This window comes from Methylobacterium sp. GC_Met_2, assembly GCF_026540795.1.
Taxonomy (GTDB): Bacteria; Pseudomonadota; Alphaproteobacteria; order Rhizobiales; family Beijerinckiaceae; genus Methylobacterium.
Genome location: NZ_JALNUM010000011.1, coordinates 14,985 through 40,370 on the forward strand (window position 1 = coordinate 14,985; position 25,386 = coordinate 40,370).

Consider the following 25,386-nt stretch of genomic DNA (forward strand, 5'->3'; position numbering starts at 1 on the left):
TCGGCGTACCGAGAACCAGGCGTCAGACGGTCAGGACGATCTTCCCGAAATGCTCGTTCTTCCTCATGCGGGTGAGCGCGGCCGGCGCCTCGGCCAAGGCATAGCGGCCGTCGATCGGCAGATGGAAGCCCCCGGCCGCGATCGCCGGCCACAGGTCGGCCCGGACGCGCGCGGTGATCGCGCGCTGCTCCTCGATCGACCGAGTCCGGTTGGTCACGCCGATGTAGCTGATGCGCTTCGTGGCGTGCAGATCGAAATCGAACTCGCCCCGGCTCCCGCCGAGGCGGCCGACGTTGACGATGCGGCCCAGGACCGCCGCGGCCTGCAGATTGCCGTTTGCGACCGGCGCTGAGACCTGATCGATGATCACGTCGACGCCCCGGCCGCCGGTCGCCGCTCGGACCTGTTCGGGCCAAGTCGGATCCTTGGTGTCGATCGCCACGGTTGCGCCGAACTCGGCCAGCCGCGCGCGGTGCTCGGGGCTTCGCGACGTGCCGATCACCAATGAGGCCCTCCGCCACCGGGCGATCTGAAGCCCCATCAGCCCGACGCCGGAACTCGCCCCCTGGATCAGCACGGTCTCGCCCGGTTGCAGGTGCGCCTGCGTGATGAGCGCATCGTGCATCGTCTGCAGGGCGACCGGCAGGGTCGCGGCAACCTCGAACGACAGGTCCGCGGGAAGCGGAAGGGTCCGCCCGTGATCCGCCACGGCATACTCGGCGTAGCCGCCGGCGCCGGAACACATGACGCGGTCACCCGGATGGAAGTCGTTCACGGCCGCGCCGACCGCCACGACCTCCCCGGCCCACTCCAGCCCCGGGATCGCGTCGGACCCTCCGGTCGGGCCGTGCGGCTGCCCCGAGGCGACGGCGAGATCGGCGCGGTTGAGGGCGGCGGCCCGAACCCGGACGAGGACCTCCGCGGGTTTCGGCCTCGGCATGTCGATCTCGACGAGGCTCGGCCCCTCCGGTCCGACCACGATGGCCTTCATCCGGGTCTCGGCCGGCGCGATGGGGCGATCCTCGGCTGTGGCAGCGCGGGACGCCAGGAGTTGTGCGGCCGCGCCGGCCAGGAGGAGGCGTCGATCGATGTCCATAGATCTCTCCTGCCCTCGCCTTGCCTACACAGCTGGGCCGTAAATCCCGGACGGCAACGGGATCACCGCCGCTCGGTCAGAGGACCACCCGCCGCACCGCCGCATCCATCCAGCGCGCGATCGCCGTCATCCGCGCGTCTGTCCCGGGCTGCCCCACGACCTGAATGCCCATTGGCAGGCCGCCCACGGCCGCGAGGGGGACCGTCACAACGGGCGCGCCGAGGAGCGAGCTCGGCGTGTTGAACACGGAATCCCCCGTCGGGCGCGGCGCGAGCGGCTCGCCGGGACGATCGCCCGACCAGGGCGGCGCCGGTCCGGGCGAGGCCGGCGCGATCAGCGCGTCGAGCGTGGGCGCCAGCGCCGCGTACACGGTGCGCACCGCCTCCCGCCGCCGCAGCAGATCCTGGTAGCCCTCGGCCCCTAGGCGTTCCGCGGTCGCGACCGTGGCCTTGGCCCGCGCGCTGACGCCGTCGGGGTGCTGCGCCACGAGGTTGCGGATCGCCCAGTGGTTCTCCCAGGCCGTGATCGTGTTGGCCATCTCGCGCACGCCGACGAGGGCGCGCTCGAGGCGTTCGATCGCCGGGACGTCCCGGCGGCGCAGCACCGTGACGCCGGCGTCGGCGATCTGCGCCACCACAGCCTCGAAGGCTGCCCGCGACGCGTCGTCGAGCGCCTCCCACCCCTCCGTCTCCATCACCGCCACGGTGAACGGGCGGTGCGGGGAGGGCGGATCCGCGGGACCGGCGAGCGGTGCGCGGCCCGGATCGCCGCCGGCCCGGCGCGCGATCTCGATCGACACGCGCCACATGTCCTCCGCGCAGGTCGCGTGCACGCCATGCGTGCTCATGCTGGTCGCCTGTCGCTCGCCGCGGTTGATCGCGCCCTGGGATGGCTTCAGGGCCCAGTTGCCGCAGTAGCTCGCCGGCCGGATGATCGAGCCGCCGACCTGGCTGCCGATCGCGGCCGGCACCATCCCGGCCGCGACCGCGGCGGCCGAGCCAGAGGACGACCCGCCCGGCGTGCGCGCCGGATCGAACGGGTTCGTCGTCGCCGGCGGATGCGTGCCGCCGAGCTCGGCTGTCGTGGTCTTGCCGAGCACCACCGCCCCGGCTTCGCGCAGCGCCCAGACCGCGGCGTTGTCGCGTCGGGGAAAATTGCCCGCGTAGGCCACGCAGCCCATCTCGGTCGGCATGTCGCGCGTCTCGAGGAGGTCCTTGATCCCCACCGGCATGCCGTCGATCGGCGAGAGCGGCCGCCCCGCCCGCCAGCGCGCGCCGCTCGCATCCGCGGCCTCCCGCGCGCCGGCCTCGTTCACGACCACGAAGGCTCGCACCGCAGGCTCGCGCTCGGCGATTGTCGCGAGGCAGCGTTCCAGGTAGGCACGGGGCGAGTCGGCGCCTGCGAGGAACGTCTCCGCGGCGGCCTCAAAGCTCGGGGTCCGGCGGTGCGGATCGTAGGTGCCCATCTCTGCTCCTCGGGTCAGTCGAGTTCCGGCAGCGGCGGCCGCCGGTCCGCCCAGGGCATCGCCCGCTCGAAGGCGGCCGCCACGCGCAGCAGGCGCGCGTCCTCGCCGACGCGTCCGACGAGCTGGATCGCGACCGGTACGCCCGCTTCGTCGAGCCCGCAGGGCAGGCTCACGGCCGGGTTGCCGGTGAGGTTGAACGGCATCGTGTAGGGGTACCAGGCCGCGCGCAGGTTCGGCACGGGTGTCCCGTCGATCGTGATCGGCCCGAAGAAGTCCTGGTCGATCGGCAGGGCCGTGCGCGACAGGGTCGGCATCGCCAGGACATCGATGTCGTCAAACCACGCTTGCACCTGACGGTAGAGGGCGGTGCGGGCGAAGATCGCCGCGTAGAGCTCGGCGGCCGAGACGTCGCGCACCCGGTCCATCTGGCGCACGAAGGTCGGGCACAGGATCTCCCGGTGCCGCGCGAGGTGGTGGCCGAACTGCGCCATGCGGTAGGCGCCGTTGCTGACGAACCAGAGGGTCTCCGGGTTCTCGAACGGCGCCGCGTGCCCGCGCGTCTCGGCACCGAGATCCGCCAGGGCGGCGACCGCCCGCTCGCAGGCGGCCAGCACGTCGGCCGCCACGTGCGCGTTGCCGAGGAGTGGTCGCCAGCCGACGCGCAGCCCGGCGAGGGACTTCGTTCCGGGCGAAACGGCGTCCAGCGTCGCGACGAAGCCCGGTTGGAGCCGACCCGCGCTGAGCGGATCCCGGGGATCGGGTCCGGCCATCGCGTCGAGCATCAGCGCCGTGTCGCGGACGGTGCGGGTCATCGGCGTCACGTAGGAGATGTTGCCGAACCCGTCCTGGGCGTACTCCTGCGGCACGACGCCGAGCCCCTGCTTGAATCCGACGACGCCGTTGCAGGCGGCGGGGATCCGGGTCGAGCCGCCGCCGTCCGTGGCGACGCCGAGCGCGGTCAGTCCCGCCGCCGCGGCGACCGCCGCCCCGCCGCTGGAGCCACCCGATGTGCGGCCCGCGTCCCAGGCGTTGCGCGTGCGCCCGAACAGGGGCGCCTGGGTCAGGCATTGCTGCCCGAATTCCGGTGTAGTGGTTTTGCCCACGACGATTGCGCCGGAAGCCTTCAGGCGGGTCACGACCTCCGCGTCGGCCTCCGGCACGTTCTCGGCGAAGACGCGCGAGCCCCAGGTGGTGCGGATCCCGGCGGTCGGAACGAGATCCTTGATCGAGACCGGCAGACCGTGCAGCGGCGCCAGCGGCTCTCCGCGCATCACCGCGGCCTCCGCTGCCCGGGCGCCGGCGAGCGCCTGCTCCTCCGCGACGGTGATGAAGGCGTTCAGCACCGGTTGGGCCCTGGCGATACGCGCGAGCGTCGCCGTCATGAGCTCCACCGGTGACAGCCGCCGCGTTCGAATCAGGGTCGCGAGTTCCGCCGCGGGCATGTAGGCGAGGTCATCCGCCATGATCCCGATCTCCTCAAGCCCGCCGCACATTCCAGAAGGTGCTGAAGCCCTTCAGAATGCCTGTGAGGTCGCGCTTGGCCGCCGTGGCGTAGAAGGCTTGCCCCAGCGGCATGAAGGGCACCTCGGCCATCGCCCGTGCCTGGATGTCCCTGCAGATCGCCCGCTGCTGCGCGGGGTCGCCGCTCGCCAGCCACTGGGCGCGCAGATCCTCCACCCGTGCGTCGGTCGGCCAGCCGAACCATGCGCGCTCGCCGGTGCCGCGCAATGCCAGGTAGCCCGCGGGGTCGAGCAGGTCCTGGCCGGAGAAGGTCGTGAAGAACGCGCTCCAGCCACCCTGCGCGACCGGCTCCTTCTTAGCGCGGCGCTGCACCACGGTGCCCCAGTCGGTGACCTGCGGGTCGACGGTCATGCCGATGCGACGCATCAGGTCGGCCGCCACCTCGCCGAGCGCCTGGAGCTTGGGGCTGTCGGTCGAGATCAGCACCACCGCGCGCTCGCCCCGATAGCCCGCCGTCTCCAGCGCGCGCTTGGCCTCCTCCACCGGCCGCGGGCTCGTCAGGACGTCGAGGCCGGCCTCGCTCGCCATCGGCGTGCCGGGCGGGAAGACGCCGACCCCGTCGCGCCACAGGGCGCGGTCCTCGCCCATCATCGCCAGCATGAAGTCCTCCTGGCGCACGGCCGAGAGGACGGCGCGGCGCACGCCCGGATTGTCGAAGGGCGGGTGCAGGTGATTCACCCGCATCAGGGCGACGTTGCCGAGGGGATCGCCCTGGAAGACCTGGAGGTCGCGACTGCGGCGCAGGATCGGCAACAGGTCGGTGGGCGGATTGTAGAACATGTCGACTTCGCCCGCGACGAGGGCGTTGACGGCGGTGGCCGCGTCCGGCTGGACGAGCCACTCGACCCGGTCGAAATGCACGATCTTCGGCCCGGCGGTGCCGCTCGGCGTCCCGGTCTCGCGCGGGCGATAGCCCTCGAACCGGGTGTAAACGGCGCGCGCGCCGACGACGCGCTCGTCCGCCTTGAAGCGGAACGGGCCGCTCCCGACGATCTCGGTGAGCTGGGTGAAGGCGTCGGTCCGTGCCAGCCGCTCGGGCATGATTGCGGGGTAGGGGGCGCCGTTGCGGGCCAGGGCGTAGGGCAAGAGCGGGAAGGGCCGCTTGAGGCGGAAGCGGATGGTGCCGTCGTCGGGTGCCGCGAGTTCGTCGGTCACGGCCATCAGCGCCCCGCCGAAGGCGTCACGGCGCGCCCAGCGCACGAGGCTCGCGACGCAATCGCGGGCGAGTACGGCCGAGCCGTCGTGGAAGTTCAGTCCCGGCCGTAGCGTGAGATCCCAGGTGAGGCCATCGTCCGAGACCGTGTGGCCGGCGAGCATCTGGGGCTGGGGCGTCAGCCGTTCGTCGAGGGCGAACAGCGTGTCGTAGACCATCGCCGCGTGGTCGCGGGTGACGTAGGCGGTGCTCCAGGTGGGGTCGAGCACCGTGACGTCGGTGTAGGGCACGTAGCGCAGGACGCGCGTGCCCTGCGCGGCGACGCGGACCGGCCGTGCGATGCCCGCGGTGAGGGCCGGGGCCGCTGCGAGCCGGAGGAAACGACGGCGATCCATCCTGCACCTCGTCGAGCATGCACGCGCCCGGCGCGCCGGTCAGGGTCACATCCCCGGGGGCACATGGCAAGCCGCATGCCGGCGGCGCGTTCGGGCCTAGCAGCCGGTTGATCGGCGGTCCAAGTTGGAGCCGATCCGCGTCATCTTTCGGCACGGCCGATGCGTAAGGGTGGCGGTGGCCGGCCGTTTCGGCCGCGATAAAACGGGACCCCAGCATGCCGACGCAGGAAGCAGCCAGATCGCCGGCCTCGGCACTGTCGGGCGCGCCGTGGCGCGCGCACTCGACGGGGGGGCCATCCCCGGACTAAGCCTGACCGCCGTCGCGGTCCGCGACGCCGGCAAAGCCCGCGCCGAGCTCGCGGCGCTCGCTGAACCGCCCGAGGTCGTCACAGCGTTCGACGCTCTGGAGCCGCGGGCCGACATCGTGCTGGAATGCGCGCCGTCCCAGCACCTCCCCGCGATCGTGCGGCCGTTCGTGACGGCGGGCAAAACCGCCGTCGTGCTGAGCTGCGGGGCGCTCCTCGACCACGAGGACCTCGTGGCGGCGGCGCGTGCCAACGGCGGGCAGATCGTCGTGCCGACCGGCGCCTTACTCGGCCTCGACGCCGTGACGGCCGCCGCGGAGGGAACGATCCACACCGTGCGGATGATCACCCGCAAGCCCGTGCGCGGCCTCGTCGGCGCGCCCTACCTCGTGGAGAACGGCATCGCGATCGCCAGCATCACCGAGCCGATGCGGGTCTTCTCGGGCAGCCCGCGCGAGGCGGCGCGGGGGTTTCCGGCCAACCTCAACGTCGCGGTCGCGCTCTCGCTCGCCGGCATCGGACCGGATCGGACCGAACTCGAGATCTGGGCGGACCCGAACCTCGACCGCAACACCCACCGCATCGAGGTCGAGGCCGACGCGGCGCGGTTCTCCATGACGATCGAGAACGTGCCGACCGACGAGAACCCCCGTACGGGCCGCATCACGGCCCTGTCGGTCATCGCCTACCTGCGCAAGCTCGCCGCCCCGCTCCGGGTCGGCACCTGACGAGCCGGGCTGGCACAGCCCGTGCTGCCGGTCGCCTGCGCCCGGACCAGCATCCGCGCGCGGATGCCCCCTCAGACCCGGAGCGGCCCGTGACATCGACGAGCGACGACACCCCGTCCGAGATCGAGCGGGCGACGATGCGGCGCGTCACGCTCCGGATCATGCCGCTCTTGATGCTGGGCTTCCTCGTCGCCTTCATCGACCGGGTCAATGTCGGCTTCGCGGCGCTGCAGATGAACGCCGATGCCGGCCTCTCGGCCTCGGTCTTCGGCCTGGGCGCGGGCCTGTTCTTCGTCGCCTACTTCCTGTTCGAGGTGCCCTCGAACCTGATGCTCGAGCGGTTCGGCGCCCGCCTGTGGCTGGCCCGGATCATGATCACCTGGGGGTTGATCTCCGCGGCCACCGCGCTCGTCGTCGGACCGGTCTCGTTCTGCGCGATCCGCTTCCTGCTCGGCGCGGCTGAAGCCGGCTTTTATCCCGGCGTGATCTTCTACCTGACGCGCTGGTTCCCGAAGGCCTATCGCGCCCGGGTCATCGCCCTCTTCGCGGTGGCCGTGCCCCTGTCGAACTTCGTCGGCTCGCCGCTTTCGGCGGCGCTGCTCGGGCTCGACGGCTGGCTGGGTCTGCGCGGTTGGCAGCTGATGTCGATCGTCGAGGCAATGCCGGCCGTGGTGCTGGGCTTGCTCGTCCTTCGGTTCCTCCCGGAGGGCCCGGACCGGGCGCCCTGGCTCGACGCGGCGCAGCGCGGCTGGCTCACCGGACGTTTGGACGCCGAGCGCGCGGAGCAGCCGCTGGTCCGGCCGTCCGTCTGGCGGGTGATCCTCGATCGACGCGTGCTGGCAGCCGGCCTGATCTTCGCCGGCAGTGTCGGGGCGAGCGCGTGCCTGTCGATCTGGCAGCCGCAGATCTTCAATTCCTATGGCCTCTCAACCATGGAGATCGGCCTGCTCAACTCGGTGCCGTTCGGGGTCGCGGCCGGGCTGATGGTGCTCTGGGCCCGACGCTCGGACCGCACGGGGGAGCGGGCCTGGCACGTGGCCGGGCCGCAGGCGCTCACCGCGCTCTGCCTCGCGGCGGCGCTGGCCGCGCAGGGGTTCGGATCGACGGTCGCGATCCTGTTCCTCGCGATCCTGGGGACCTACGCCGTCAAGGGCCCATTCTGGGCCATGGTCACGGAATGGCTGCCGCCGGGCGCGTCCGCGGCCGGGATCGCGCAGATCAACGCCATCGGCAATCTCGGTGCCTGCGTCGGGACGTTCCTGATGGGCGTGATCAAGGATGCGAGCGGCAGCTACGCGCTGGGCCTGCTGCCGCTCGCCCTGGTCACGGCCACGGGCGCCGCGCTCGCGTTGGGATTGGGCCGCACGCGCCCCCCGCTGATCCCCGTCCTACCGGGCGAGCGGGCGTAGGCTGCAACGCTCGCCCGGCGGGCGAAAACACCCGAGGCAAGATGAGGGGCAAGTCCCGGCTTCGAGCACCGCCCGCTCCGCGCTCCGTGGCCGACAGCCCGCCCTCGCTGTCCGGGCTCACTTCCCCAGGCGCCCGAGCGGCGATGCCACGAGGAGAGGCGTCCCGGGGCCGCCGTATCGGGCGTCTCCGGGGCCGCGCCCGGACGGGGGAGGGCGCGACAGGCGGGGAGGCGGACAGCGGCCGGACGCGGCCCATCGTGTGTAGAGTGCGGCGCTCCGCGCTCCGCAATCCGACGCATCCCGTCGGTTCGCGCGATCGCGGGCGTCGCGCCCGAGGAGAAATTCCATGTGCCGAGCTCAGCTGCTGTCGATCGCCTGCTGCATGGCAGCGCTAAGCCCGCCCGCGGCGGCGGCCGACATCCGTGTGCTCGCAACGGGCGTCTACGCGTCCAGCCTGCGCGACCTCGCCGGGCCGTTCGAGACAATGACCGGCGATCACCTCGTCCTGACGATCACCAATGCGGGCGGCGTCCTCGCCAAGCTTGCCGCGCACGAAGACGCCGACGTGGTCATGACCGCCTCGGCCGGCATCGACGCGCTGGTCGCGCGGGGCGATGTCCGGCCGGAGACCAAGGTCGATGTCGCACGTATGCGGCTCGGCGCCGCCGTCAAATCCGGGGCCGCGCTCCCCGACCTGACGGGCGCGGCAGGTTTCCGCACCGCGCTCCTGGCGGCGCCCGCCGTGGCCTACATCGATCCCAAGGGCGGCGGCTCGGCGGGCGCCTTCTTCGACGGGATGCTGACCCGGCTCGGCCTCGCTGAGGCCGTGCAGGCCAGAGCGGTGCTCTGCGCCACCGGCGCCGAGGTGGCATCTGCCGTCGCCTCGGGCCGGGCAGCGATCGGGCTGACACAGGCCAGCGAGCTCATCGACGCACCAGGTGTGGCGTTCGCGGGGTTCCTGCCCGAGGCCGTCAACACGTGGACGCCCTACGCCGCCGCCGTCACGACAAAGACGCAGGACCCGAGCGCGGCACGCGCCTTCATCGCCTTCGTGACCGGACCGAACGGGAGCGCCCGGCTGAAGCAGGCGGGTTGGGACGTCCCGCCACGCTGAGGGAAGGACCCGTATCAGCGGGACATCCGAGGGGTTCAGCGTTCTCGATCAACCGGCGAGGAAGGCGAGCAGGCGCGCGTTGAACGCCTCCGCGCTATCCAGAGACGAGATGTGCGCGGCCCCAGGGATGATCGTGAATTGCGCATCGGCCATGCCGTCGCTGACCTCGCGCGCAACGGCGGGCGGGAACAGCCTGTCCTCTTCGCCGGCGATCACCAGGGTGGGATGCCCGATACCCTGGAGGCGGCCCGCGACGTCGAACGCGAGCATGCCGAGGGCGACGTTCGCGAGCGAGGACCCGCTGTGTCGCTCGGCCAAGCGGCACCAGGTTGCGTAAGTCGCGCGTCCGGCCGAGCTTTCCCGGTACTGCGCGTTGAGCATCACGGGCCACGTCGCTTGGAAGCGTCGGAGTGGCCCGCCCGGCTGATGAAACATCTCGACCCAGCCGGCGACGAGACCCGCCGTCGCCGGGTCGTTGAACGCGGCCCGCGAGTTGGCCACGACCAGCCGGTCGACCCGCTGCGGCTGCTCGAGCGCGAGCGTCAGCGCGATCATGCCGCCGAGCGACAAGCCGCAGACCGAGGCGCGCGCGATCGCGAGATGGTCGAGCAACCCGATCACATCCCGGGTCAGATCGTCCACGGTGGTGACGTCGGCGGCGGGATCCGACAGGCCGTGCCCGCACAGATCGGGCAGGATCACACTGTAGCCGGCGAACACCAGGGCGGCGACCTGGTTCATCCAGGACCACCCGGCGTTCGTGAAACCGTGAATCAGCATTACGGGATCGCCCCGGCCGAGCACCTCGTAGTGCAGCCGGCGTCCGTCGCGTTCGAAATGCGGCATCGTCTCACACCTGACCCGTCGTCCCGGCGAGTTCCGCCGCGACCGCTTCCAGTGATTTGCCGCGCGTCTCGTAGCCGAGGAGGTAGCCCCCGACACCCCCGATCAGCAGCAGGACGCCCAAGGCGGTGAAGAAGGCGTAGTTGGGGGCGCCGCTGCCCAGCATCCATCCGAGCATCGGCGCCGCGACGATCCCGCCGATCCTCTGCCAGGCCGCGGCCCAGCCCGTCCCGACCGCGCGGTACCGCGTCGGGTAGACCTCGCTCGTGTAGGCGAAGAGTGGACCGCCCGCACCGCCCGAAGCGAAGAACGCCGTCAGCGCGCCGAGCCCGAGGATGGACCAGGATTCGGTGGCCTGCCCCCACGCGAACATGAGGAGACCCCCGACGCAGAGGAACACCGGGACGGTCGTGCGCCGCCCCCAGCGATCCAGCAGCAGGCCGCCCGCGATGTTGCCCAGCGCGCCCGTCCCGGCGATCAGTCCGGTGAACGCGAAGCTTTTGACCACCGGAAAGCCCATCCGCGCGAAGATCGACGGCAGCCAGATCGCCACGGCGAAGAACACCGCCCCGCCGGTGAGCTGCATCAGCCAGATGCTCGCGGTCGGCCGCAGATAGCCGCCGCGCAGAATTGCACTCAAGTGCGCCGGCTCAGCCGGCGGTCGATGTCGGGGCGGCGGAAGCGTCCGTGGGTCGATGGTGCTGAGACCATCGACGATGCGGCCGGCCTGTTCGAGACGTCCGCGGGCGATGAGGAAGCGGACCGACTCGGGTAGCATCACCCAGAGCACGATCAGAACGAGGCCTGGAACGGCTCCCGCGATGAACATCCCCCGCCACGTGAACGCCGGGATGATGAAGAGGGCGACCATCGCCGCGAGGAAGCTCGAGCCTTGCCAGAACGCCACGGTCGAGGCGAGCATGAGGCCCCGCCGGCGCGTCGGGATGAACTCGGAGAGGTACGTGAAGACGAGCGGCACCTCCGCCCCCAAACCGATCCCCTGGAGGATCCGCAGTACCAGGAGTGAGTCGTGGTTCCAGGCGAACGCGACGGCGCAGCTGAGGGCGCAATAGGCGGTGATCGCGCCGACCATCGTCCACTTGCGTCCGAACCGGTCGGCGAGGAAGCCGACACAGGTCGAGCCGATCAGCATGCCGATGAAGACGCTCGAGGCGAGGATGCCGGCCTGAGCCGGGCTGAGCGCGAAGGCGGCGACGATGCCGGGCAGCGCGAAGCCCATCATGTTGATGTCGAAGCCGTCGAACAGATGGCCGAGCGCGGCCGTCACGTACATGCGCCAGTGTTTGGGCGTGAGCGCTGATCGATCGAGGCTTTCGAGCAGCTGACCCGAGTTTATCTGTGGCATCGTATTCAGCAACTCGACTGTCTTAATTGTTTCGTCTCTTCGCTCAAATATCGCTGCAAATTCGGGTCCATCACCCATCGACTTGTCGCCCCGGTGATTCAGGCCGCTCGGCGCTGAGCGTTCGGCAGAGTGCGCAGCGCGCGTTGTCGGGCGCGCGGGTGACGAGCGGCGCAGGAGGCTCCCCGCGCCGCTTCGCGGAGTGACCGGGCAGGATCCGCGGCCGTGTCGTCGCGTCAGCAGACTTTGCCAGGCCCCGGACGCCGCGCCGCTCAGGAGAACGGAAGCCGGTCCGCGAGCCCGATCTCGCCCGCGAGTGTTCGCAAGTCGTCCAGCGTGTCGTCGGGCAGCTGCAACCCGGCGCGCCGATGATCGGCGTCGTTCCGAGCCTCGATCTCGCCGGGATAGAAGACCTCGTCGTATCCCTGTGCCAGCGGGACGGCCTTCAGGCCCGCGATCATCTCGTCCATGCGTGTGCCGAAGTTCTCGATCGGCTGGAATGCCGCGATATCGAGGGCGATCATCAGGTGACCGGCGCCGCTGCGTTCCCGGGCCTGATACGGCCCATGCACCCCGGGTCCGAAGGCGCTGCCGCTGAGAACCCCCGAGAGCATGTCCATCGCGACCGAGATGGCATAGCCCTTGTGCTGCGCCATGGGCAGGATGATGCCGTCGATCGCCTCCTGCGGATCGATGGTCGGCGCGCCCTCAGCGTTGATCGCCCAGCCTTCCGGGATCGTTTGCCCCCTCTGACGCGCGAGGTAGATCTTGCCGCGGGCCACGCCCGTGTTGGCGATGTCGAGCACCAGAGGCGCGTGGGTGCCGGCGGGTGCGGCCCAGGACCACGGATTGTTGCCGACGACCTTCCGCCGCCCGCCCCAGGGCGCCATGGCGGGGCTGGCGTTCGTCGAGAGAAAACCGACGCAGTCCGCGCGCGCCGCCATCAGCGTGAAGTACATCGCGGTTCCGAAGTGGTTCGAGTTGCGGACCGCCACGGCGCCGATACCGTGCCGCTTTGCTCGATCGACCGCTTCCTGCGCCGCGCGGGCAGCCGAGATCTGTCCCATGGCCTCGCGGCCGTCGAGGACCGCGATCGCACCGCCGTCGACCACGAGTTCGGGTTCGGCGAGCGAGTCGCAGACGCCGGCCCGCAACCGGGCCATGTACCAGGGCAAGCGCATGACGCCGTGCGACTGGTGCCCCCAGAGATCGGCCTGCACGAGCGTGTCGGCGCACAGCGCCGCCCGATCCTCCGGCATGCCGGTGGTCGCGTAGGCGGCCGTCGCGAAGGCGCGCAGCCGGTCTGGGGAAATTCGCTCGTCGGTCATGGGCGCGGATCCGGGGTCGGACGGGGATTCGATCTGTGAGGAGAAAGGCCGCCATCCACCGCCGGGTCCGGCAGGCCGTGGCGGCGCGCGGCCCTCCGCCATGCAGCGAACGGCTCTGGCGCGGAGCGCTGATCCATCATGCCGCCGGGCTGCCGAACACGACGCAGACGGGCGATCCGGTCTCGACCGCCTGCCCGGTCCGGGCGAGAGCGCCGGTGACCTGATCCACGGCGAAGGATACGATCGTATCGCTGTCCTCGTTCGCGACCAGCAGCGTCTGTCCGGTGGGGTCCAGCGTGATGAAACGCGGCTTCGCGCCCCCGGTCGGGATCCAGGCCTTCGGCCTCAGGCCCGCGGCCTCCACCGCGATGACTGCGATGCTGTCGTCGCCACGGTTCGACACGTAGAGCCAGCGCCCGCACGGGGTCAGCGCGATGCCGGCGGCGTGGCTGGTCTTGAGGCAGCTGGCCGGCAGCGTGGAGACGATCTCGCGCGGCGAGAGGCGGCCGCTGCCCGCCTCATAGGCGAAGCGGGTGACCGTCGAGTCGAGCTCGTTCGCCACGAAGAGGATGGTGCCGGAACGATCGAAGACGGCATGGCGCGGCCCGGCGCCCTCGCGGCCGGGTGGCGGTCCGTCCGGACTGAGTGCGAGGCGGCCGTCATCGCGTCCGACGGCGACGACGAACACCCGGTCCAAGCCCTTGTCCGGCACGATGACCCGGTCGCCGGTCGGGTCCAGCACGACCTGATGGGGATGAGACCCCGTCTGCTGGGTTCGATGCGGGCCCGTCTGACCCGGCAGTTCGAGACGCTGGACCACGCAGCCGAGCGTGCCGTCCGCGTGGATCGGCAGGCGCGCGAGGCTCCCGGTGGCGTAATTCGCGACGAGGAGCGCGCGCGCGCGTTCGTGGATCAGGAGGTGGACGGGGTTTCGCCCCTCGGTCGCTCGTGTGCCGAGGAGCGAGACGGCACCGTCCCGCGCGACCGCGAAGGCGCTGACGCTCTCTCCGTCGCCGTGCACGGCGTAGAGCCGATCCGCCGCCCGGCTCAGGGCGAGATAGGACGGGTTGGTCAGGCCACGCAGCACATGGCGCAGCTCCCAGGTGCCGCCGGGCAGGACCGCGTAGACCGACAGACCCTCGCCCCGCGCGTTGCGCTCGACCGTCGTGCGTGATCCGACGAAAGCGAACATGACGGCCTCAGATCCGCTGCGACAGGGGAGCGACCTCTGCCTCGACTTCGGATCGCCGCGCGCCGATCGGCGTGCGGGTGAGCGTCAGGACCGAGGCCGCGCCGCAGATGAGGAGGGCACCGGCGACGTAGAAGGCGCCGTCGTAGCTGCCCGTCGCCCGGATGACGTACCCGGTCACGATCGGCGCCATCAGCCCGAAGACGTTGCCGCCGACCACGACGAAGGCCATGGCGACACCGATATCGCGCGGGTTCGGCAGCAGGTCGTTGACCAGGGAGAACGTCAGCGACGTCGTCGAGGCGATGCCGGTCAGGGATACCGCGATCAGCGCCAGGATCAGCCACACGGCGTCGACGAAGGGCGCGAACAGGACGGTGGCCGCGAGCATCATCGTGGACGCGATGACGTACCGGCGCCGACCGCCGCCGACCTCACCCCGCATCATACGATCGCTGAGAAACCCGATCACGATGCAGAGTACCACGGCCACCGTGTACGGGATCGCGGCGTAGAGACCGGTCTTGGCGATCGTGAGCCCCTTGGTGGTCTGCAGATAGCTCGGCAGCCATGTCAGGAAGAGGTACTGCGAGTAGACGTTGCAGCCCATCGTCAGGGCCAGCCCCCACAGCGTCGGCCCGGACGACAGCATACCGACCAGGCCCGTGCGGTCGCCCGCGGCCGCCGTGTTGCCGGTCCGCTCGGCCAGGATCTTGGCCCGCTCAGGCTCGCTCAGCCAGCGCGCGTCCTCCGGGCGGGAGAAGAGGCTGAGCCAGCAGATCAGCCAGAGCAGCCCGATCGCCCCGGCGGCGAAGAAGAGCGCGCGCCAGCCGAAATGCTCGATGATGGGACCGGCCACGAGGGCGCACAGGGCAGGCCCCGCGTAGGACCCGCTGTTGAAGGCCGCGTTCATGGCCCCACGCTCGCCGGCCGGCATCCATTCGCGAATGACGCGAGCGCCCGCGGGATTGCTCGTCGCCTCACCCGCCCCCATCGCGAGACGTGTCGCGAGAAGCGAGGCGAAGCCGGTCGACAGGCCGGTCGCCGCCGTCGCCAGCGACCAGAGCGTGAGCCCGAAACCCGCGACGCGCTTGGCACCGAACCGGTCGACCAGCAGGCCCATCGGGATCAGAAACAGCGCGTATGTCCACAGGAACGACGAGAAGAGATACCCCAAGGAAACCGGATCCAGCCCGTATTCCTTCGCGATCGGCCCTGCGGCAAAAGATAACGTTACGCGATCGATATAATTGATCATCGCGAGCGCGAACAGGAGCAGCGCGATCCAACCTTGCCTGAACGGCATGTCTACTCCCGGGCGATGTTTCACTGACTCCAGGCCCGCGCGTTACGGGCCGGATCGTGCAGGGCGGCGACCTTCTGTGTGTCGCTCTCGTTTGGCGCGCCGGGTCGAACGGCCACGAACGGAGGCCCGCTAATCCCGAAATGGCAGGACCACACTCGGAAGGCTTCGCGGGCCGTTGCACGCGGATCCGACCCCTGCCCGTCAATCCATATACAATTGTATACGGTTGAGTCCAGCGTGACGCGACGGTAGGGTTCGAGGCGGGACGCGGGAGCGTGATGGAGGGGCAACTGCGGTCGGAGGCTGAGAAATCCTGGCTGCCCGGAAGTCCAGGGGGTGACCGGCCGCTGAGCCGCCGCGCCTACGACGCGATCTTCACGGCGATTCAGGACGGTCAGCTGGCGCCGGGATCGCTCGTGCGCGAGGCAGATCTGACCACGTGGCTCGAGATGAGCCGCACGCCGCTCCGGGATGCCCTGCAGCGCCTGGAGGCGGAGGGACTGCTGAGCATGCAGTCGCATCGCGGCATCCGGATCGCGGCCCTGGATCAGCAGCAGGTCTCGGAGCTGTACACGGCGCGCGAATGGGCCGAGGGCGCCGCAGCGTCATTGGCCGCGCGATACGCGACGCCGGTCGACATCGCACGGATGCGGCACATCCTCGAACAGGAGCGCGCCTCAGCGGACGATCCCGTGGCCGGCGCACGGCACAACCGCGACCTTCATCTGACGATCCACACCTGTGCCCGGAACCGGTACCTCGCCGAGCATCTCAGCTCCATGGCGGCGCTGCTGGCCCTCGTCGGCAACACGCGGCGGCGCAATGCGAACCGCGTGGTCGAAGCCGAACAGGAGCACACCGCGCTGGTGGCGGCCATCGCGGATGGCGACAGTCAACGCGCGGAGGCCAGCGCCCGTCAGCACATCCAGGCCGCGCAGCGAAACGTGCTGACCCATTGGGTCGGCGCCTGAGTTCGAGGCGTTCCCCGGAGAGGATGGCGTTCGCGTCCCTGCCCGATCCGCGGGCCTGAAGCTCCGTAGGGCGTGGGTCGACCCCAATCCCGCTTGTCCGTCCCGGGGGACGGGGAGGGAAGACCGTTCCTCGCCCCGGAAGCCGATGGTGCGGCGGACCAGTCCATCGCGACCGACGATGCCGCCCTGTCAACGCGCTCAAAATTCGAAGAGCGCATCCGGGTTGTCGACGAGAATGCGCCGACGGTCAGCCTCGTCGGAAACCCAGGAACCAAACAGTTCTAGGAGGTCGCTGGTGTTGGGCATCCCGCTTCTCAACCCGACATGCGGCCAGTCACTCCCCCACAGGAGACGATCGGGTCTGAGCGCGAGGAGGGCCTCCACATAGGGGCGAAGCTCCGGATAATGCGGGCCCCCCTGAGACAGGCGATAGGCGCCCGAAAGCTTGACCCACCCCGTGCCGGCTTCGATGAGGCGACGCAGGGCCTGAAACCCCGGCTGCTCGAGCCCCTGCTCGGGCGCCAGAAACCCCATGTGGTCGATCACCACCGGACAGGGAAGCCGCCGCAGGCGCGGCTCCAGCTCCATGAGGTGTGCGGGCTTCAGGAGGAACTGGAGGTGCCAGCCCATCTCGCAGGCCCGGGCCGCGGCCCGCTCGATCCCGGACGGTTCGAGGCCGCCCGGATGGGCCATGATGAAGCGAATGCCGCGCGCACCTCGCTCGTGCAAGGCACGCATCTCCGCCTCGGAGGCGTCCGGACCGACCACCACGACCGCGCGCATCGGTAGCCCGATCTGAGCGCCTTCCTCGAGCTGGTCACGGTTGTCGAAGCCGAAGATGCTCGCCTGGATGACGACGATCCGCTCGATGCCGAGCGCGTCGAACAGCCGGCGCGCGCTCGCAGCCGCGGCTTCCGGCGGCGTGTAGTCGCGCTGGGGCACGAGCCGCGCGAGGCGGTTCGGACCGAAGACGTGGAAATGCGTGTCGGTCGCACCGGGCGGCATCCGGAAGGTCGGGGGACGCACGTCCGGATCGGGGGCGAGGCAGATATCGTCCGTCATGGGGCTCAGCGCGATCCGACGAGGTTGGGCAGGGCGTGGGTGAACCAGGGTATGAACGCCACGGCGAGCACGCCGAGGACGAGCACGATGAGGTAGGGGATCATCGCCCGGCTGGCCGCCTCGATGCGGCTCTCGGCGACGGCGCACGCGATGTAGAAGCCGATGCCGATCGGTGGAATGAAGATGCCGATCCCCATCGCGAGGATGATGACCATCGCGTAGTGGATGCTGTCGATCCCGTACTGGCCCGCGATGGGGATCAGCAGCGGCCCGAGGATGATCAGCGCCGGCAGCCCTTCGAGCAGCGAGCCGACCACGACGAGCAGCGCGAGCGAGCCGATCAGGAACGCCGCCCGGCTGTCGCCGAGCGCGTGCAGGAGCGAGATCAGGGCGACCGGAAGGTTCGCCGCGGTGAGCGTCCAGGCGAACGAGCCGGCCGCGGCGATGATGAACAGCACCATCCCGGACAGCACCCCGCATTCCACGACGATCCGCACGAGATCGCGCAGCCCGAAGGCGCGGTACACGCCGCAGGCCAGGACGAGGCCGTAGAGCACGGCGACAGCTGAAATCTCAGTCGGGGTGGCGAAACCGAAGCGGATGCCGACGACCATCAGGACCGGCATGACGAGCGGCAACGCGGCCGCCCCGGCCGCCAGGGCGAGTTCGGGTCCGGTCGCGCGCGGCATGCGTGGTGCCCCTTCACGCACGGCCAGGCCCCAGTTCAGGATCATCAACAGAACGGCGATCACGGCCGCGGGCAGGAGGCCGGCGATGAACAGTGTCCCGATGGAGATCGGCGCGACGGAGCCGAGGACCAGCATCGCCAGGCTCGGCGGGATCGTCTCCGACATCGCAGCCGAGGCTGCGAGGACCGCCGCGCTCCGCTCGGGCCCGTAGCCCTGTTTCTTCAGCTCGCCCCGCAACACAGAGCCGACCGCGACGACGTCGGCGACCTTCGATCCGGAGATGCCGGACACGAGGTAGATCGTCAGGACGACGACCTGGAGCAGGCCGCCGCGCAGATGGCCGACGAGCGCCATCGCGAAGCGAACCAGCCGGAGGCTGATCCCGCCGCGTTCCATGATGAGGCCCGTCCAGATGAAGAACGGCAGGGTCAGCAGGATGAAGTTGCCCGTCCCGTCGACGGTGTTCTGCGCTGCCGCGATCAGCGGCGCCGTGCCGGTCACCTGGAGGAAGAACAGCGAGCCGAGCAGCATCGCGAAGCTGACCGGCAGGCCGAGGAGGACGGCGGCGAAGAACAGGACCAGCATCAGGCCGAGCGCCGCCTGTGGACCGGGGCGCGAGACGGCTGGCAGCGCGGTGACGGCGAGCACGATCGAAACAGTGACGGCGACGCCAGCCAGCGTGCGCCAGGCGAGGGCAGGGCGGTAATCCGTCGCGAACCGCTCGATCGCAAACAGCACGACGAGCGCCATACCGACACTGAGCGGGACGACGAACCAAGCGGCGCTGATCTGCAGGATCGGCGTCGTGGACAGCGCAGTGATCGATAGAAGGTCGAGGGAGACGTAGCCGACCGTGGCCGCGGTCACGAGGACGAGACCGTCGATCGCGATCGCGACGGGCTCGCGCCAACCGGCCGGCAGCAGTTGGCGCACGAACTCGACGGTGGTGTGATGCTTGGCGCGGTAGGCCAAGGCGCCCCCGATGAAGGCGAGCGTCGTGAGGCAGAGCTTGGCGGCCTCGTCCGCCCACAACAGCGACAGATCGATCGTCGAGCGGGCAGTGATGTCCCAGAGGATGATCCCGAGTTCGCCGACGAGCGCCACGACGAGGAGGGCGCGGCAGAGCCACTCGACGAGGTCGAGCCCGCGGCCGTACAGGCGGAGCGCGGCGTATGGCGACAGGGCGAGCGTGGTCGATGTCCGCTCGATCGTACCGTGGGCCAGCGTGGGCTCTCCGGCGGACACGGGAGGCTAACCCTTCCCGACCTCCTTCATCACGGTATCGACCAGATCCGGCCCGATGATGTCGCGGAACTGCTTGTACACCGGCTCGACCTGCTTGCGGTACGCGTCCTGGTCCACCGGCAGGATCGCCAAGCCCTTCGCCTTGAAGCGCGCGGCGGTCTCGTCGGTCGCCGCTGCGATCGTGGTGCGCCAGTCGCCCGTTATATCGTGCGCCGCCGCCCTGATCGCGCTCCGCGCCTGCTCGGGCAGGGCGTCGAACTTGGCCTTGCTCGCCATGAGGACGCCGACGTTGTAGACGTGATTGGTCGTGTTGATCGTTCGCACGACCTCATCGTGCTTGCCGGCCGCGACCGAGATCATCGGCGTCTCGATGGCTTCGATCGTGTGCTGGGACAGCGCGAGGTAGACTTCGGTCAGGTCGATCGCGATCGGGTTCGCGCTGAGTGTTCGGAACATCGCCGCGAAGATCGCGCCGGGCTGGACGCGGATCTTGAGTCCCTTGATGTCAGTCGGCTCCGGCACCTTCCGCTCGACGCTCGATACGACGCGCCAACCCCAGTGACCGTAGGATAGTCCGTAGATGCCCTTGGCGGGCATGAGGTCGAGGAGTTGACCGCCGATCGGCCCGTCCAAAACCCGTTCGGCGGTCTTGGCCTCGGGGAAGAGGAAGGGCAGATCCACCACTTGAAATCGCGGGAAGAGCGGGCCGATGAAGCCGGAGGTGTGTGCGCACAGATCGATGATGCCGGTCTGCATGCCGGTGATGATGTTGGTGCCGCTGCCGAGCTGGCCGATGCTGAACACCTGGATTTCGACAGCGCCGTCCGTCCGCTTGTTTACGTCCTCGGCAAAGCGCTTCAGCACAGCGTAGAGCGGATGCGCCTGCGTGTCGGCGAAGGTGAGCTTCAGTGTGTGGGTCGGTGTTGCGGCGAAGCCCGATCGCGCCAGGAACGGCAGGGCTACCGGCGCGCCGAGGACGGCACCGGCGAACGTGCGGCGACTGATCAAAGGCGTTCCCTCGTTCCCCGGGCAGGCCTATTGGCTGGCCTACCACTTGTTCTTCGGCCCGTTTTTCTGGGCCGCGGATTGATTGCGAGGATGTCCCCGACCGGGGTGCCCGTCAATCATGCTCTACAGGCAGCCATGTACATCGGGTGACAGTTGGCTCTTGAATTTCAGCCGCTGATCCGGCGGCGCATCGTTTGCTTTGCCGATTACTGGCTTGCGCGCCCCACAACCATGTTAGACCAAACCGAGTAGACTGACGAAGATAATTAATCCTCAACACCAGATGTTTGCATCTTGTACGATAGCGTAGAATTTCCCCGCAGTGTTCGGACGAAACATCTGGACCTGCCAGATCGTCGGATCCAGGAGACCATTCCGCTCTCAGACAGGAAGCGCCTTGTTCGCGGTCTCAGGAGCCAGCCAGATTGTCGGCAAGCCGATGAGATAGATCAGCGAGATGATCGCCAGGGCTTCCGGATACGATCCTGTCACGACCACGAGGCTGCCGACGATCGTCGGCCCAAGCGCGCCGAGGATGCGCCCGAAGCTGAAGGCGAAGCCGGACCCGAAGGCCCGGCGGCGCGTCGGGAACAGCTCGGGCAGCCAGATCGTGTAGAGCGCGAACACCGCGTTGGTGAAGAAGCCGACGAGCGGCAACAGCGCGATGAACAGCGTGACGCTGTCGAGCCAGACGGCTGCGCCGAGATAGGCCACCAGGTTGATGGTGAAGGCGCCGAGGAAGAAGGCCGTGGCCGTCCGGCGGCGGCTGCCGAACCACGTCGCGATGAACGGCATCGCGAGGCAGCCGATCAGCGTGCCGATGTTGGTGATGATCCCGCTGATCGCCGCCACCTTCTGGGCGGCGGCCGGCGTCGACCCCGTCGCGACGAGCTTGCTGATCACCAGGGTCGGCGCCCAATAGGTCGAGGACCACAGGCCCAGGATGATGCACGACATCATCAGCCCGGCCGCCCAGGTGGTGCGGCCCTGCGGCCCCGTGAACATGGCGGCGAGGCTCGGCTGATCGGCGCCGGGCTCGGTCCGCGCCTGCTGTGCCCGCGGCGGTTCCTGCACGGTGGCGCGGATCGCCACGACTAGGAGGGCGGGCAGCACGCCCAGGAAGAACATGCCCCGCCAGCCGATCACAGGGGCGAGAAACGAGGCGGCCGCGCCCAGCAGCAGGCCGGTCGGCGTCGCGGTGTGGAGCCAGCCCGCGAGCCGCACGCGCTGATGCTCGTCCACCGACTCGTGAAGCAGCGGCGTTCCCGCCGCCCACTCGCCGCCGACGCCGAATCCTGCGCAGAACCGGAACACGGCGAACGAGGCGAGCCCGCCCGCGAGGCCGCAAAGCCCGGTGAACACCGAGTAGACGAGGATCGTCAGGCACATCACCTTCACGCGCCCGATCCGGTCGGCGAGCCAGCCCCAGAACATCGAGCAGGCCCAGCCCAGCATGAAGATCGAGAAGAAGTAGCCGCCGTAGAGCGCGATCGTACCGCGGGCGGGCTCGATGCCCCCGGCCGCGAGGAGGTCCGACACCGCCGGGACCAGCACGAAGATGTAGATGGCCGAGTCGAAGCCATCGAGCATCCAGCCCGCCCAGGTGATCCAGAAGACCCGGGTGCTCGACGTCACCCGTGCGGCCGTGGGTGCGCGGTCCGGGACCGCGGCGAGGCTCAAGCGGTCCATGGGCGTCTCCGGTCCGACATGGTGTCCTCCCTGATGGCCGCCCGGTCTCGGGGCCGGGCTGGCCGGTCTTCAGATCACGCGCTTCTCCCGCAGGTCCGCCACCGCCTGCGCGTCGAAGCCGAAGGCGTGCAGGATCGTGTCGCTCTGCGCGCCGAGATCGGGCGCCGCCGTTCGTACATGCCCTTCCGAGCGGGACATCCGGATCGGCTGGGCGATGAGACCGATGGGCCCGAGGCGTCGATGCTCCACCGTCTCGGCCATGCCGAGATGCTGCACCTGCGGGTCGGAGAAGACCTGATCCATCGTGTAGACCGGGCCGCAGGCGATCTCGGCCGCGTTCAGGGCCTCGACCCAATGGGCGGCTGTCCGGGTCCGCGTCACCGCGGTGATCGCCTCGGCGAGGTCGTGGCGGTTGCGGCCGCGCGCCCGCTGGTCGGCGAAGCGCGGATCCTCGGCCCATTCGGGATGGCCCAGCACGGCGCACAGGCGCCGCCACATGGCCTCGCCGATCGGCGCGATGTTCACGTGCCCGTCGGCCGCCGGGAACGCGCCCATGGGGCTGGCGGTCGGGTGGTGGTTGCCGATCTGCGGCGGGACCTCGTGGTCCATGGTCCAGCGCGCCGCCTGGAAGTCGAGCAGCGCGATCTGCGCCTGCAGGAGCGAGGTCTGGACCCACTGCCCCTGGCCCGACTGCTCCCGCTCCAGGAGCGCCGTCAGGATGCCGAGGGCGCAGTACAGGCCGGCGCTCGAATCGGCGACCGCGATGCCGGCCCGCACCGGCCCCCCGCCGGCCTCGCCGGTGATCGACATCAGCCCGCCCATCCCCTGCGCGATCTGATCGAGCCCGGGGCGCATGCGGTAGGGGCCGTCCTGCCCGTAGCCGGAGATGCTGGCGTAGACGAGCCGGGGGTTCTCGGCCGCCAGCGCCGCGTAGCCGATGCCGAGACGGTCCTTCACGTCCGGCCGGAAATTCTCGACGAGCACGTCGGCCGAGTGCGCGAGCCGCTTCAGCACGGCGACGCCCTCGGGCTGCTTCAGGTCGAGGGTGAGGCTGCGCTTGTTGCGGTGCAGGTTCTGGAAATCCGAGCCGTCGCGGTTGCCGCCGATCCGGTCGCCCCCGGGGGGCTCGATCTTGATGACGTCCGCGCCCCAATCGGCGAGTTGGCGCACCGCCGTGGGCCCCGAGCGCACGCGGGTGAGATCCAGCACCGTGAAGCGGCTCAGCGCATGGGCGGAGGGCATGGGCGTCTCCCGGTTTCGCGTCGCAGGGTTCTGCGTGGCAAGGTTTCGCGCGGTGTGGCGGGTCGGGGGCCGCTCAGCGGCCCTTGAAGTTCGGCGGCCGCTTCTCGCGGAAGGCGATCGGACCCTCCCGGTAATCCTCGCTGGCGAAGCAGGCCTTGATCGCCCGGTCGATGGCGGCCAGCGCATCCGGGCCGGGCTCGGTGGTGGCCGCGTCGATGGCGAGCTTGGCGGCCGCGATCGTCAGCGGCGCGTTGGCGGCGACGCGGGCTCCGTAGCCGCGGACCTCCTCCTCCAGTGCCTCTTTGGGGACGACCCGGTTGATCAGCCCCATGCCGAGCGCCTCGGCGGTGTCGAACTGGCGCGCCGAATAGAAGATGTCCTTGGCCCGCGAGGGGCCGACCACGTCGACGAGGCGGCGCATGCCGGCGTAGCGGTAGCCCAGGCCGAGCTTGGCCGCCGGGATCGCGAACCGCGTACCCTCGGCGGCGAAGCGCAGGTCACAGGCCAGCGCCAGGGCGAGGCCGCCGCCGATGCAGTAGCCGCGCACCATGGCGAGCGTCGGCTTGGGGCAGGTCTGGATGATGGCCGTCGCCGCATCCGCGGCGGCGTTATAGGCCATCTGGGCCTCGCTGGAGCCGCGCTTCGTCTCGAACTCGGAGATGTCGGCGCCGGACACGAACGCCTTCTCGCCCGCGCCCTTCAGCGCGAGGATGCGGATCTCCGGATCCTCCGCGAGGCCGGCGATCGCCTCGGGCACGCCGCCCCACATCTCGAACGTCATGGCGTTGTGCTTGGCGACGTTGCTGAAGATCAGCCAGCCGATCGGCCCATCCCGCTGCACGATGAGTTGGGGGTCTGCCATGGGGTCAATCCTTGGTCGGTCTGGCTGTGATCGTCACGGATCGGGAACCGGTCGCGCGCGTCGTCCCCGCCCGCAAGGCTTCCCGCGACCCGCTCCGGATCGAGGCTCGCCGTGCCGCCCTCCTTGAGGAACAGCGTCGTGACGAAGGTGCAGGCGATGCAGGCGCTGACGTAGTAGAAGAACAGGCTCTCGTGGCCGAGATGCTTGAACCACAGGCCGACATACTCGGCGCTGCCGCCGAACAGGGACGTCGCCAAAGTATAAGGAAGGCCCACGCCGAGGACGCGCACGCTGGTCGGGAACAGCTCCGCCTTCACCACCGAGTTCACCGACGTGTAGCCGGACACGATGACGAGCGCGATCATGAGGAGGATGAGTGCCGACCACGCATCGTGGACCCGGGTCATCGCGGTCATCAGCGGCACGGTGCCGAGCGTCCCGAATACGCCGAAGGCGAGCAGCAGGGGCTTGCGCCCGATCCGGTCCGACAGCGCGCCGAGCAAGGGCTGCAGCAGGGCGAACACGAACAGCGTGGCGCAGGAGACCAGCGTCGTCTGGTCCCGCGTCAGCCCCGCCGAATTCGACAGGAAACGGTGCATGTAGACGGTGTAGGTGAAGAACGCGACCGTGCCGCCGACGGTCATGCCGGCGACCAAGACCAGCGCGCGCGGGTGGGCCAGGAGGCGCAGGGTTGGCCGCTCCGGCGGGCCCCGGCGCTGGAGCGCCTTGAACTGGTCCGTCTCGGCGATGTTCCGGCGCAGGGCGTAGCCGATCACCGCGCAGGCCGCCCCGATGGCGAAGGGGATGCGCCAGCCCCAGGCGGCGATCTGGTCGGTGCTGAGCAGGATCCGCATCAAAACCAGCAAGGCTGTCGCCAGCAGCTGGCCGGAGATCAGCGTCACGTAGTTGAAGCTGCTGAAGAAGCCGCGGCGCCGCGGATCCGCGATCTCCGTCAGGTAGACGGAACTCGCTCCGTACTCGCCGCCGAGCGACAGGCCCTGAAGCATGCGCGCGAGGAGCAGCAAAGCCGGCGCCAGAATCCCGGCCTGGGTGTAGGTCGGGCAGATCGCGATCATCAGCGAGCCCGCGCACATCAGGGTCACGCACAGGCTCAGCGCGGTGCGCCGCCCGTGCCGGTCGGCGTAGATGCCGAAGATCCAGCTCCCGAGGGGCCGCAGCAGGAAGCCCAGGGCGAAGATCCCGGCGGCGTTGAGGAGCTGCACGTTCGGCGAGTCGCCGGGGAAGAATTGCGGCGCGAAGTAGAGCGAGAACGCCGTGTAGATGTGCAGATCGAACCACTCGATCAGGTTGCCCACCGATCCGCCGAGGATCGAGGCGACGCGGGTGTGAAGGGCAGGGCGCGCGGCCCCGAGGGCGGTGTCCGTGGCGAGCATCGCGCGTCC

Annotated in this window: 20 protein-coding genes; 4 read left to right on the forward strand and 16 right to left on the reverse strand. The window is 70.0% G+C overall.

Going from position 1 to position 25,386, the window contains the following annotated elements:
* Positions 1 to 22: 22 nt before the first annotated feature.
* From OXS49_RS06400 to OXS49_RS06415, 4 genes are all read right to left on the reverse strand, one after another.
* Positions 23 to 991: a zinc-binding dehydrogenase gene (locus tag OXS49_RS06400; RefSeq protein WP_267422929.1), complete on the reverse strand. Its 969-nt coding sequence runs from the start codon at positions 989 to 991 to the stop codon at positions 23 to 25.
* Between the two features lie 181 nt (positions 992 to 1,172).
* Positions 1,173 to 2,561, reverse strand: a complete 1,389-nt coding sequence (locus OXS49_RS06405) for an amidase (RefSeq protein WP_267422862.1) — start codon at positions 2,559 to 2,561, stop codon at positions 1,173 to 1,175.
* Between the two features lie 14 nt (positions 2,562 to 2,575).
* Positions 2,576 to 4,024 carry an amidase family protein gene (locus tag OXS49_RS06410; RefSeq protein ID WP_267422863.1) on the reverse strand — a complete coding sequence of 483 codons (1,449 nt, stop codon included), beginning with the start codon at positions 4,022 to 4,024 and terminating at the stop codon, positions 2,576 to 2,578.
* Between the two features lie 13 nt (positions 4,025 to 4,037).
* A complete protein-coding gene (locus OXS49_RS06415) occupies positions 4,038 to 5,630 on the reverse strand; it encodes an ABC transporter substrate-binding protein (protein WP_267422864.1) in 1,593 nt (530 codons plus the stop codon).
* Between the two features lie 238 nt (positions 5,631 to 5,868).
* On the opposite strand from OXS49_RS06415, the gene OXS49_RS06420 reads away from it, so the two are divergent.
* The 3 genes from OXS49_RS06420 (at position 5,869) to OXS49_RS06430 (ending at position 9,186) form a co-directional block, all read left to right on the forward strand.
* Positions 5,869 to 6,663 (forward strand): aspartate dehydrogenase, encoded by a 795-nt coding sequence (locus OXS49_RS06420; RefSeq protein ID WP_267422931.1) that lies wholly within the window; start codon positions 5,869 to 5,871, stop codon positions 6,661 to 6,663.
* Between the two features lie 89 nt (positions 6,664 to 6,752).
* Positions 6,753 to 8,072, forward strand: a complete 1,320-nt coding sequence (locus OXS49_RS06425) for an MFS transporter (RefSeq protein ID WP_267422865.1) — start codon at positions 6,753 to 6,755, stop codon at positions 8,070 to 8,072.
* Positions 8,073 to 8,418: 346 nt separating this feature from the next.
* Positions 8,419 to 9,186: a substrate-binding domain-containing protein gene (locus tag OXS49_RS06430; protein WP_267422866.1), complete on the forward strand. Its 768-nt coding sequence runs from the start codon at positions 8,419 to 8,421 to the stop codon at positions 9,184 to 9,186.
* A 48-nt stretch (positions 9,187 to 9,234) separates the two neighbouring features.
* Here the strand turns inward: OXS49_RS06430 and OXS49_RS06435 are convergent, their stop codons facing one another.
* The 5 genes from OXS49_RS06435 to OXS49_RS06455 all read right to left on the reverse strand — a co-directional run bounded on the left by OXS49_RS06435 (position 9,235) and on the right by OXS49_RS06455 (position 15,215).
* Positions 9,235 to 10,032 (reverse strand): alpha/beta fold hydrolase, encoded by a 798-nt coding sequence (locus OXS49_RS06435; protein ID WP_267422867.1) that lies wholly within the window; start codon positions 10,030 to 10,032, stop codon positions 9,235 to 9,237.
* A 4-nt stretch (positions 10,033 to 10,036) separates the two neighbouring features.
* Positions 10,037 to 11,395, reverse strand: coding sequence for an MFS transporter (locus OXS49_RS06440; protein WP_267359139.1), 1,359 nt, complete (start codon positions 11,393 to 11,395; stop codon positions 10,037 to 10,039).
* Between the two features lie 269 nt (positions 11,396 to 11,664).
* Positions 11,665 to 12,720 (reverse strand): Ldh family oxidoreductase, encoded by a 1,056-nt coding sequence (locus OXS49_RS06445; RefSeq protein ID WP_243999659.1) that lies wholly within the window; start codon positions 12,718 to 12,720, stop codon positions 11,665 to 11,667.
* 136 nt (positions 12,721 to 12,856) lie between these two features.
* Positions 12,857 to 13,912 (reverse strand): lactonase family protein, encoded by a 1,056-nt coding sequence (locus OXS49_RS06450; RefSeq protein ID WP_267422868.1) that lies wholly within the window; start codon positions 13,910 to 13,912, stop codon positions 12,857 to 12,859.
* A 7-nt stretch (positions 13,913 to 13,919) separates the two neighbouring features.
* Entirely contained in the window at positions 13,920 to 15,215 is a 1,296-nt protein-coding gene (locus OXS49_RS06455; protein ID WP_267422869.1) for an MFS transporter, read from the reverse strand.
* A gap of 278 nt (positions 15,216 to 15,493) precedes the next feature.
* Here OXS49_RS06455 and OXS49_RS06460 point away from each other — a divergent pair, with 278 nt between their 5' ends.
* Positions 15,494 to 16,186, forward strand: a complete 693-nt coding sequence (locus OXS49_RS06460) for a GntR family transcriptional regulator (RefSeq protein WP_267422933.1) — start codon at positions 15,494 to 15,496, stop codon at positions 16,184 to 16,186.
* Positions 16,187 to 16,384: 198 nt separating this feature from the next.
* On the opposite strand, the gene OXS49_RS06465 is transcribed toward OXS49_RS06460, so the two are convergent.
* From OXS49_RS06465 to OXS49_RS06495, 7 genes are all read right to left on the reverse strand, one after another.
* On the reverse strand, positions 16,385 to 17,248 hold the full coding sequence (locus OXS49_RS06465; protein ID WP_267422870.1) for an amidohydrolase family protein: 864 nt from the start codon (positions 17,246 to 17,248) through the stop codon (positions 16,385 to 16,387).
* A 5-nt stretch (positions 17,249 to 17,253) separates the two neighbouring features.
* Positions 17,254 to 19,182 (reverse strand): TRAP transporter large permease subunit, encoded by a 1,929-nt coding sequence (locus OXS49_RS06470; RefSeq protein WP_267422871.1) that lies wholly within the window; start codon positions 19,180 to 19,182, stop codon positions 17,254 to 17,256.
* Between the two features lie 6 nt (positions 19,183 to 19,188).
* The gene (locus OXS49_RS06475) at positions 19,189 to 20,190 is read right to left on the reverse strand and encodes a TRAP transporter substrate-binding protein (protein WP_267422872.1); all 1,002 of its coding nucleotides are present in this window, start codon (positions 20,188 to 20,190) and stop codon (positions 19,189 to 19,191) included.
* 381 nt (positions 20,191 to 20,571) lie between these two features.
* Positions 20,572 to 21,879 carry an MFS transporter gene (locus tag OXS49_RS06480; RefSeq protein WP_244006343.1) on the reverse strand — a complete coding sequence of 436 codons (1,308 nt, stop codon included), beginning with the start codon at positions 21,877 to 21,879 and terminating at the stop codon, positions 20,572 to 20,574.
* A gap of 69 nt (positions 21,880 to 21,948) precedes the next feature.
* Positions 21,949 to 23,121, reverse strand: coding sequence for a CoA transferase (locus tag OXS49_RS06485; protein WP_267422873.1), 1,173 nt, complete (start codon positions 23,119 to 23,121; stop codon positions 21,949 to 21,951).
* Between the two features lie 73 nt (positions 23,122 to 23,194).
* Complete coding sequence (locus OXS49_RS06490) at positions 23,195 to 23,983, reverse strand: enoyl-CoA hydratase (protein WP_267422874.1); 789 nt, start codon at positions 23,981 to 23,983, stop codon at positions 23,195 to 23,197.
* Complete coding sequence (locus tag OXS49_RS06495; RefSeq protein ID WP_267422875.1) at positions 23,932 to 25,377, reverse strand: MFS transporter; 1,446 nt, start codon at positions 25,375 to 25,377, stop codon at positions 23,932 to 23,934. Before OXS49_RS06495 ends, OXS49_RS06490 begins: the two co-directional genes overlap by 52 nt.
* Positions 25,378 to 25,386: the final 9 nt, after the last annotated feature.

Excerpts from the sequence above, each read along its gene's own strand:
- OXS49_RS06460 (WP_267422933.1), top strand. The coding sequence starts at position 15,494 with ATGGAGGGGCAACTGCGGTCGGAGGCTGAGAAATCCTGGCTGCCCGGA.
- OXS49_RS06480 (WP_244006343.1), bottom strand. The coding sequence starts at position 21,879 with ATGGACCGCTTGAGCCTCGCCGCGGTCCCGGACCGCGCACCCACGGCC.
- OXS49_RS06405 (WP_267422862.1), bottom strand. The coding sequence starts at position 2,561 with ATGGGCACCTACGATCCGCACCGCCGGACCCCGAGCTTTGAGGCCGCC.
- OXS49_RS06450 (WP_267422868.1), bottom strand. The coding sequence starts at position 13,912 with ATGTTCGCTTTCGTCGGATCACGCACGACGGTCGAGCGCAACGCGCGG.
- OXS49_RS06430 (WP_267422866.1), top strand. The coding sequence starts at position 8,419 with ATGTGCCGAGCTCAGCTGCTGTCGATCGCCTGCTGCATGGCAGCGCTA.
- OXS49_RS06490 (WP_267422874.1), bottom strand. The coding sequence starts at position 23,983 with ATGGCAGACCCCCAACTCATCGTGCAGCGGGATGGGCCGATCGGCTGG.
- OXS49_RS06455 (WP_267422869.1), bottom strand. The coding sequence starts at position 15,215 with ATGCCGTTCAGGCAAGGTTGGATCGCGCTGCTCCTGTTCGCGCTCGCG.
- OXS49_RS06415 (WP_267422864.1), bottom strand. The coding sequence starts at position 5,630 with ATGGATCGCCGTCGTTTCCTCCGGCTCGCAGCGGCCCCGGCCCTCACC.
- OXS49_RS06440 (WP_267359139.1), bottom strand. The coding sequence starts at position 11,395 with ATGCCACAGATAAACTCGGGTCAGCTGCTCGAAAGCCTCGATCGATCA.
- OXS49_RS06400 (WP_267422929.1), bottom strand. The coding sequence starts at position 991 with ATGAAGGCCATCGTGGTCGGACCGGAGGGGCCGAGCCTCGTCGAGATC.
- OXS49_RS06465 (WP_267422870.1), bottom strand. The coding sequence starts at position 17,248 with ATGACGGACGATATCTGCCTCGCCCCCGATCCGGACGTGCGTCCCCCG.
- OXS49_RS06445 (WP_243999659.1), bottom strand. The coding sequence starts at position 12,720 with ATGACCGACGAGCGAATTTCCCCAGACCGGCTGCGCGCCTTCGCGACG.
- OXS49_RS06435 (WP_267422867.1), bottom strand. The coding sequence starts at position 10,032 with ATGCCGCATTTCGAACGCGACGGACGCCGGCTGCACTACGAGGTGCTC.
- OXS49_RS06485 (WP_267422873.1), bottom strand. The coding sequence starts at position 23,121 with ATGCCCTCCGCCCATGCGCTGAGCCGCTTCACGGTGCTGGATCTCACC.
- OXS49_RS06410 (WP_267422863.1), bottom strand. The coding sequence starts at position 4,024 with ATGGCGGATGACCTCGCCTACATGCCCGCGGCGGAACTCGCGACCCTG.
- OXS49_RS06495 (WP_267422875.1), bottom strand. The coding sequence starts at position 25,377 with ATGCTCGCCACGGACACCGCCCTCGGGGCCGCGCGCCCTGCCCTTCAC.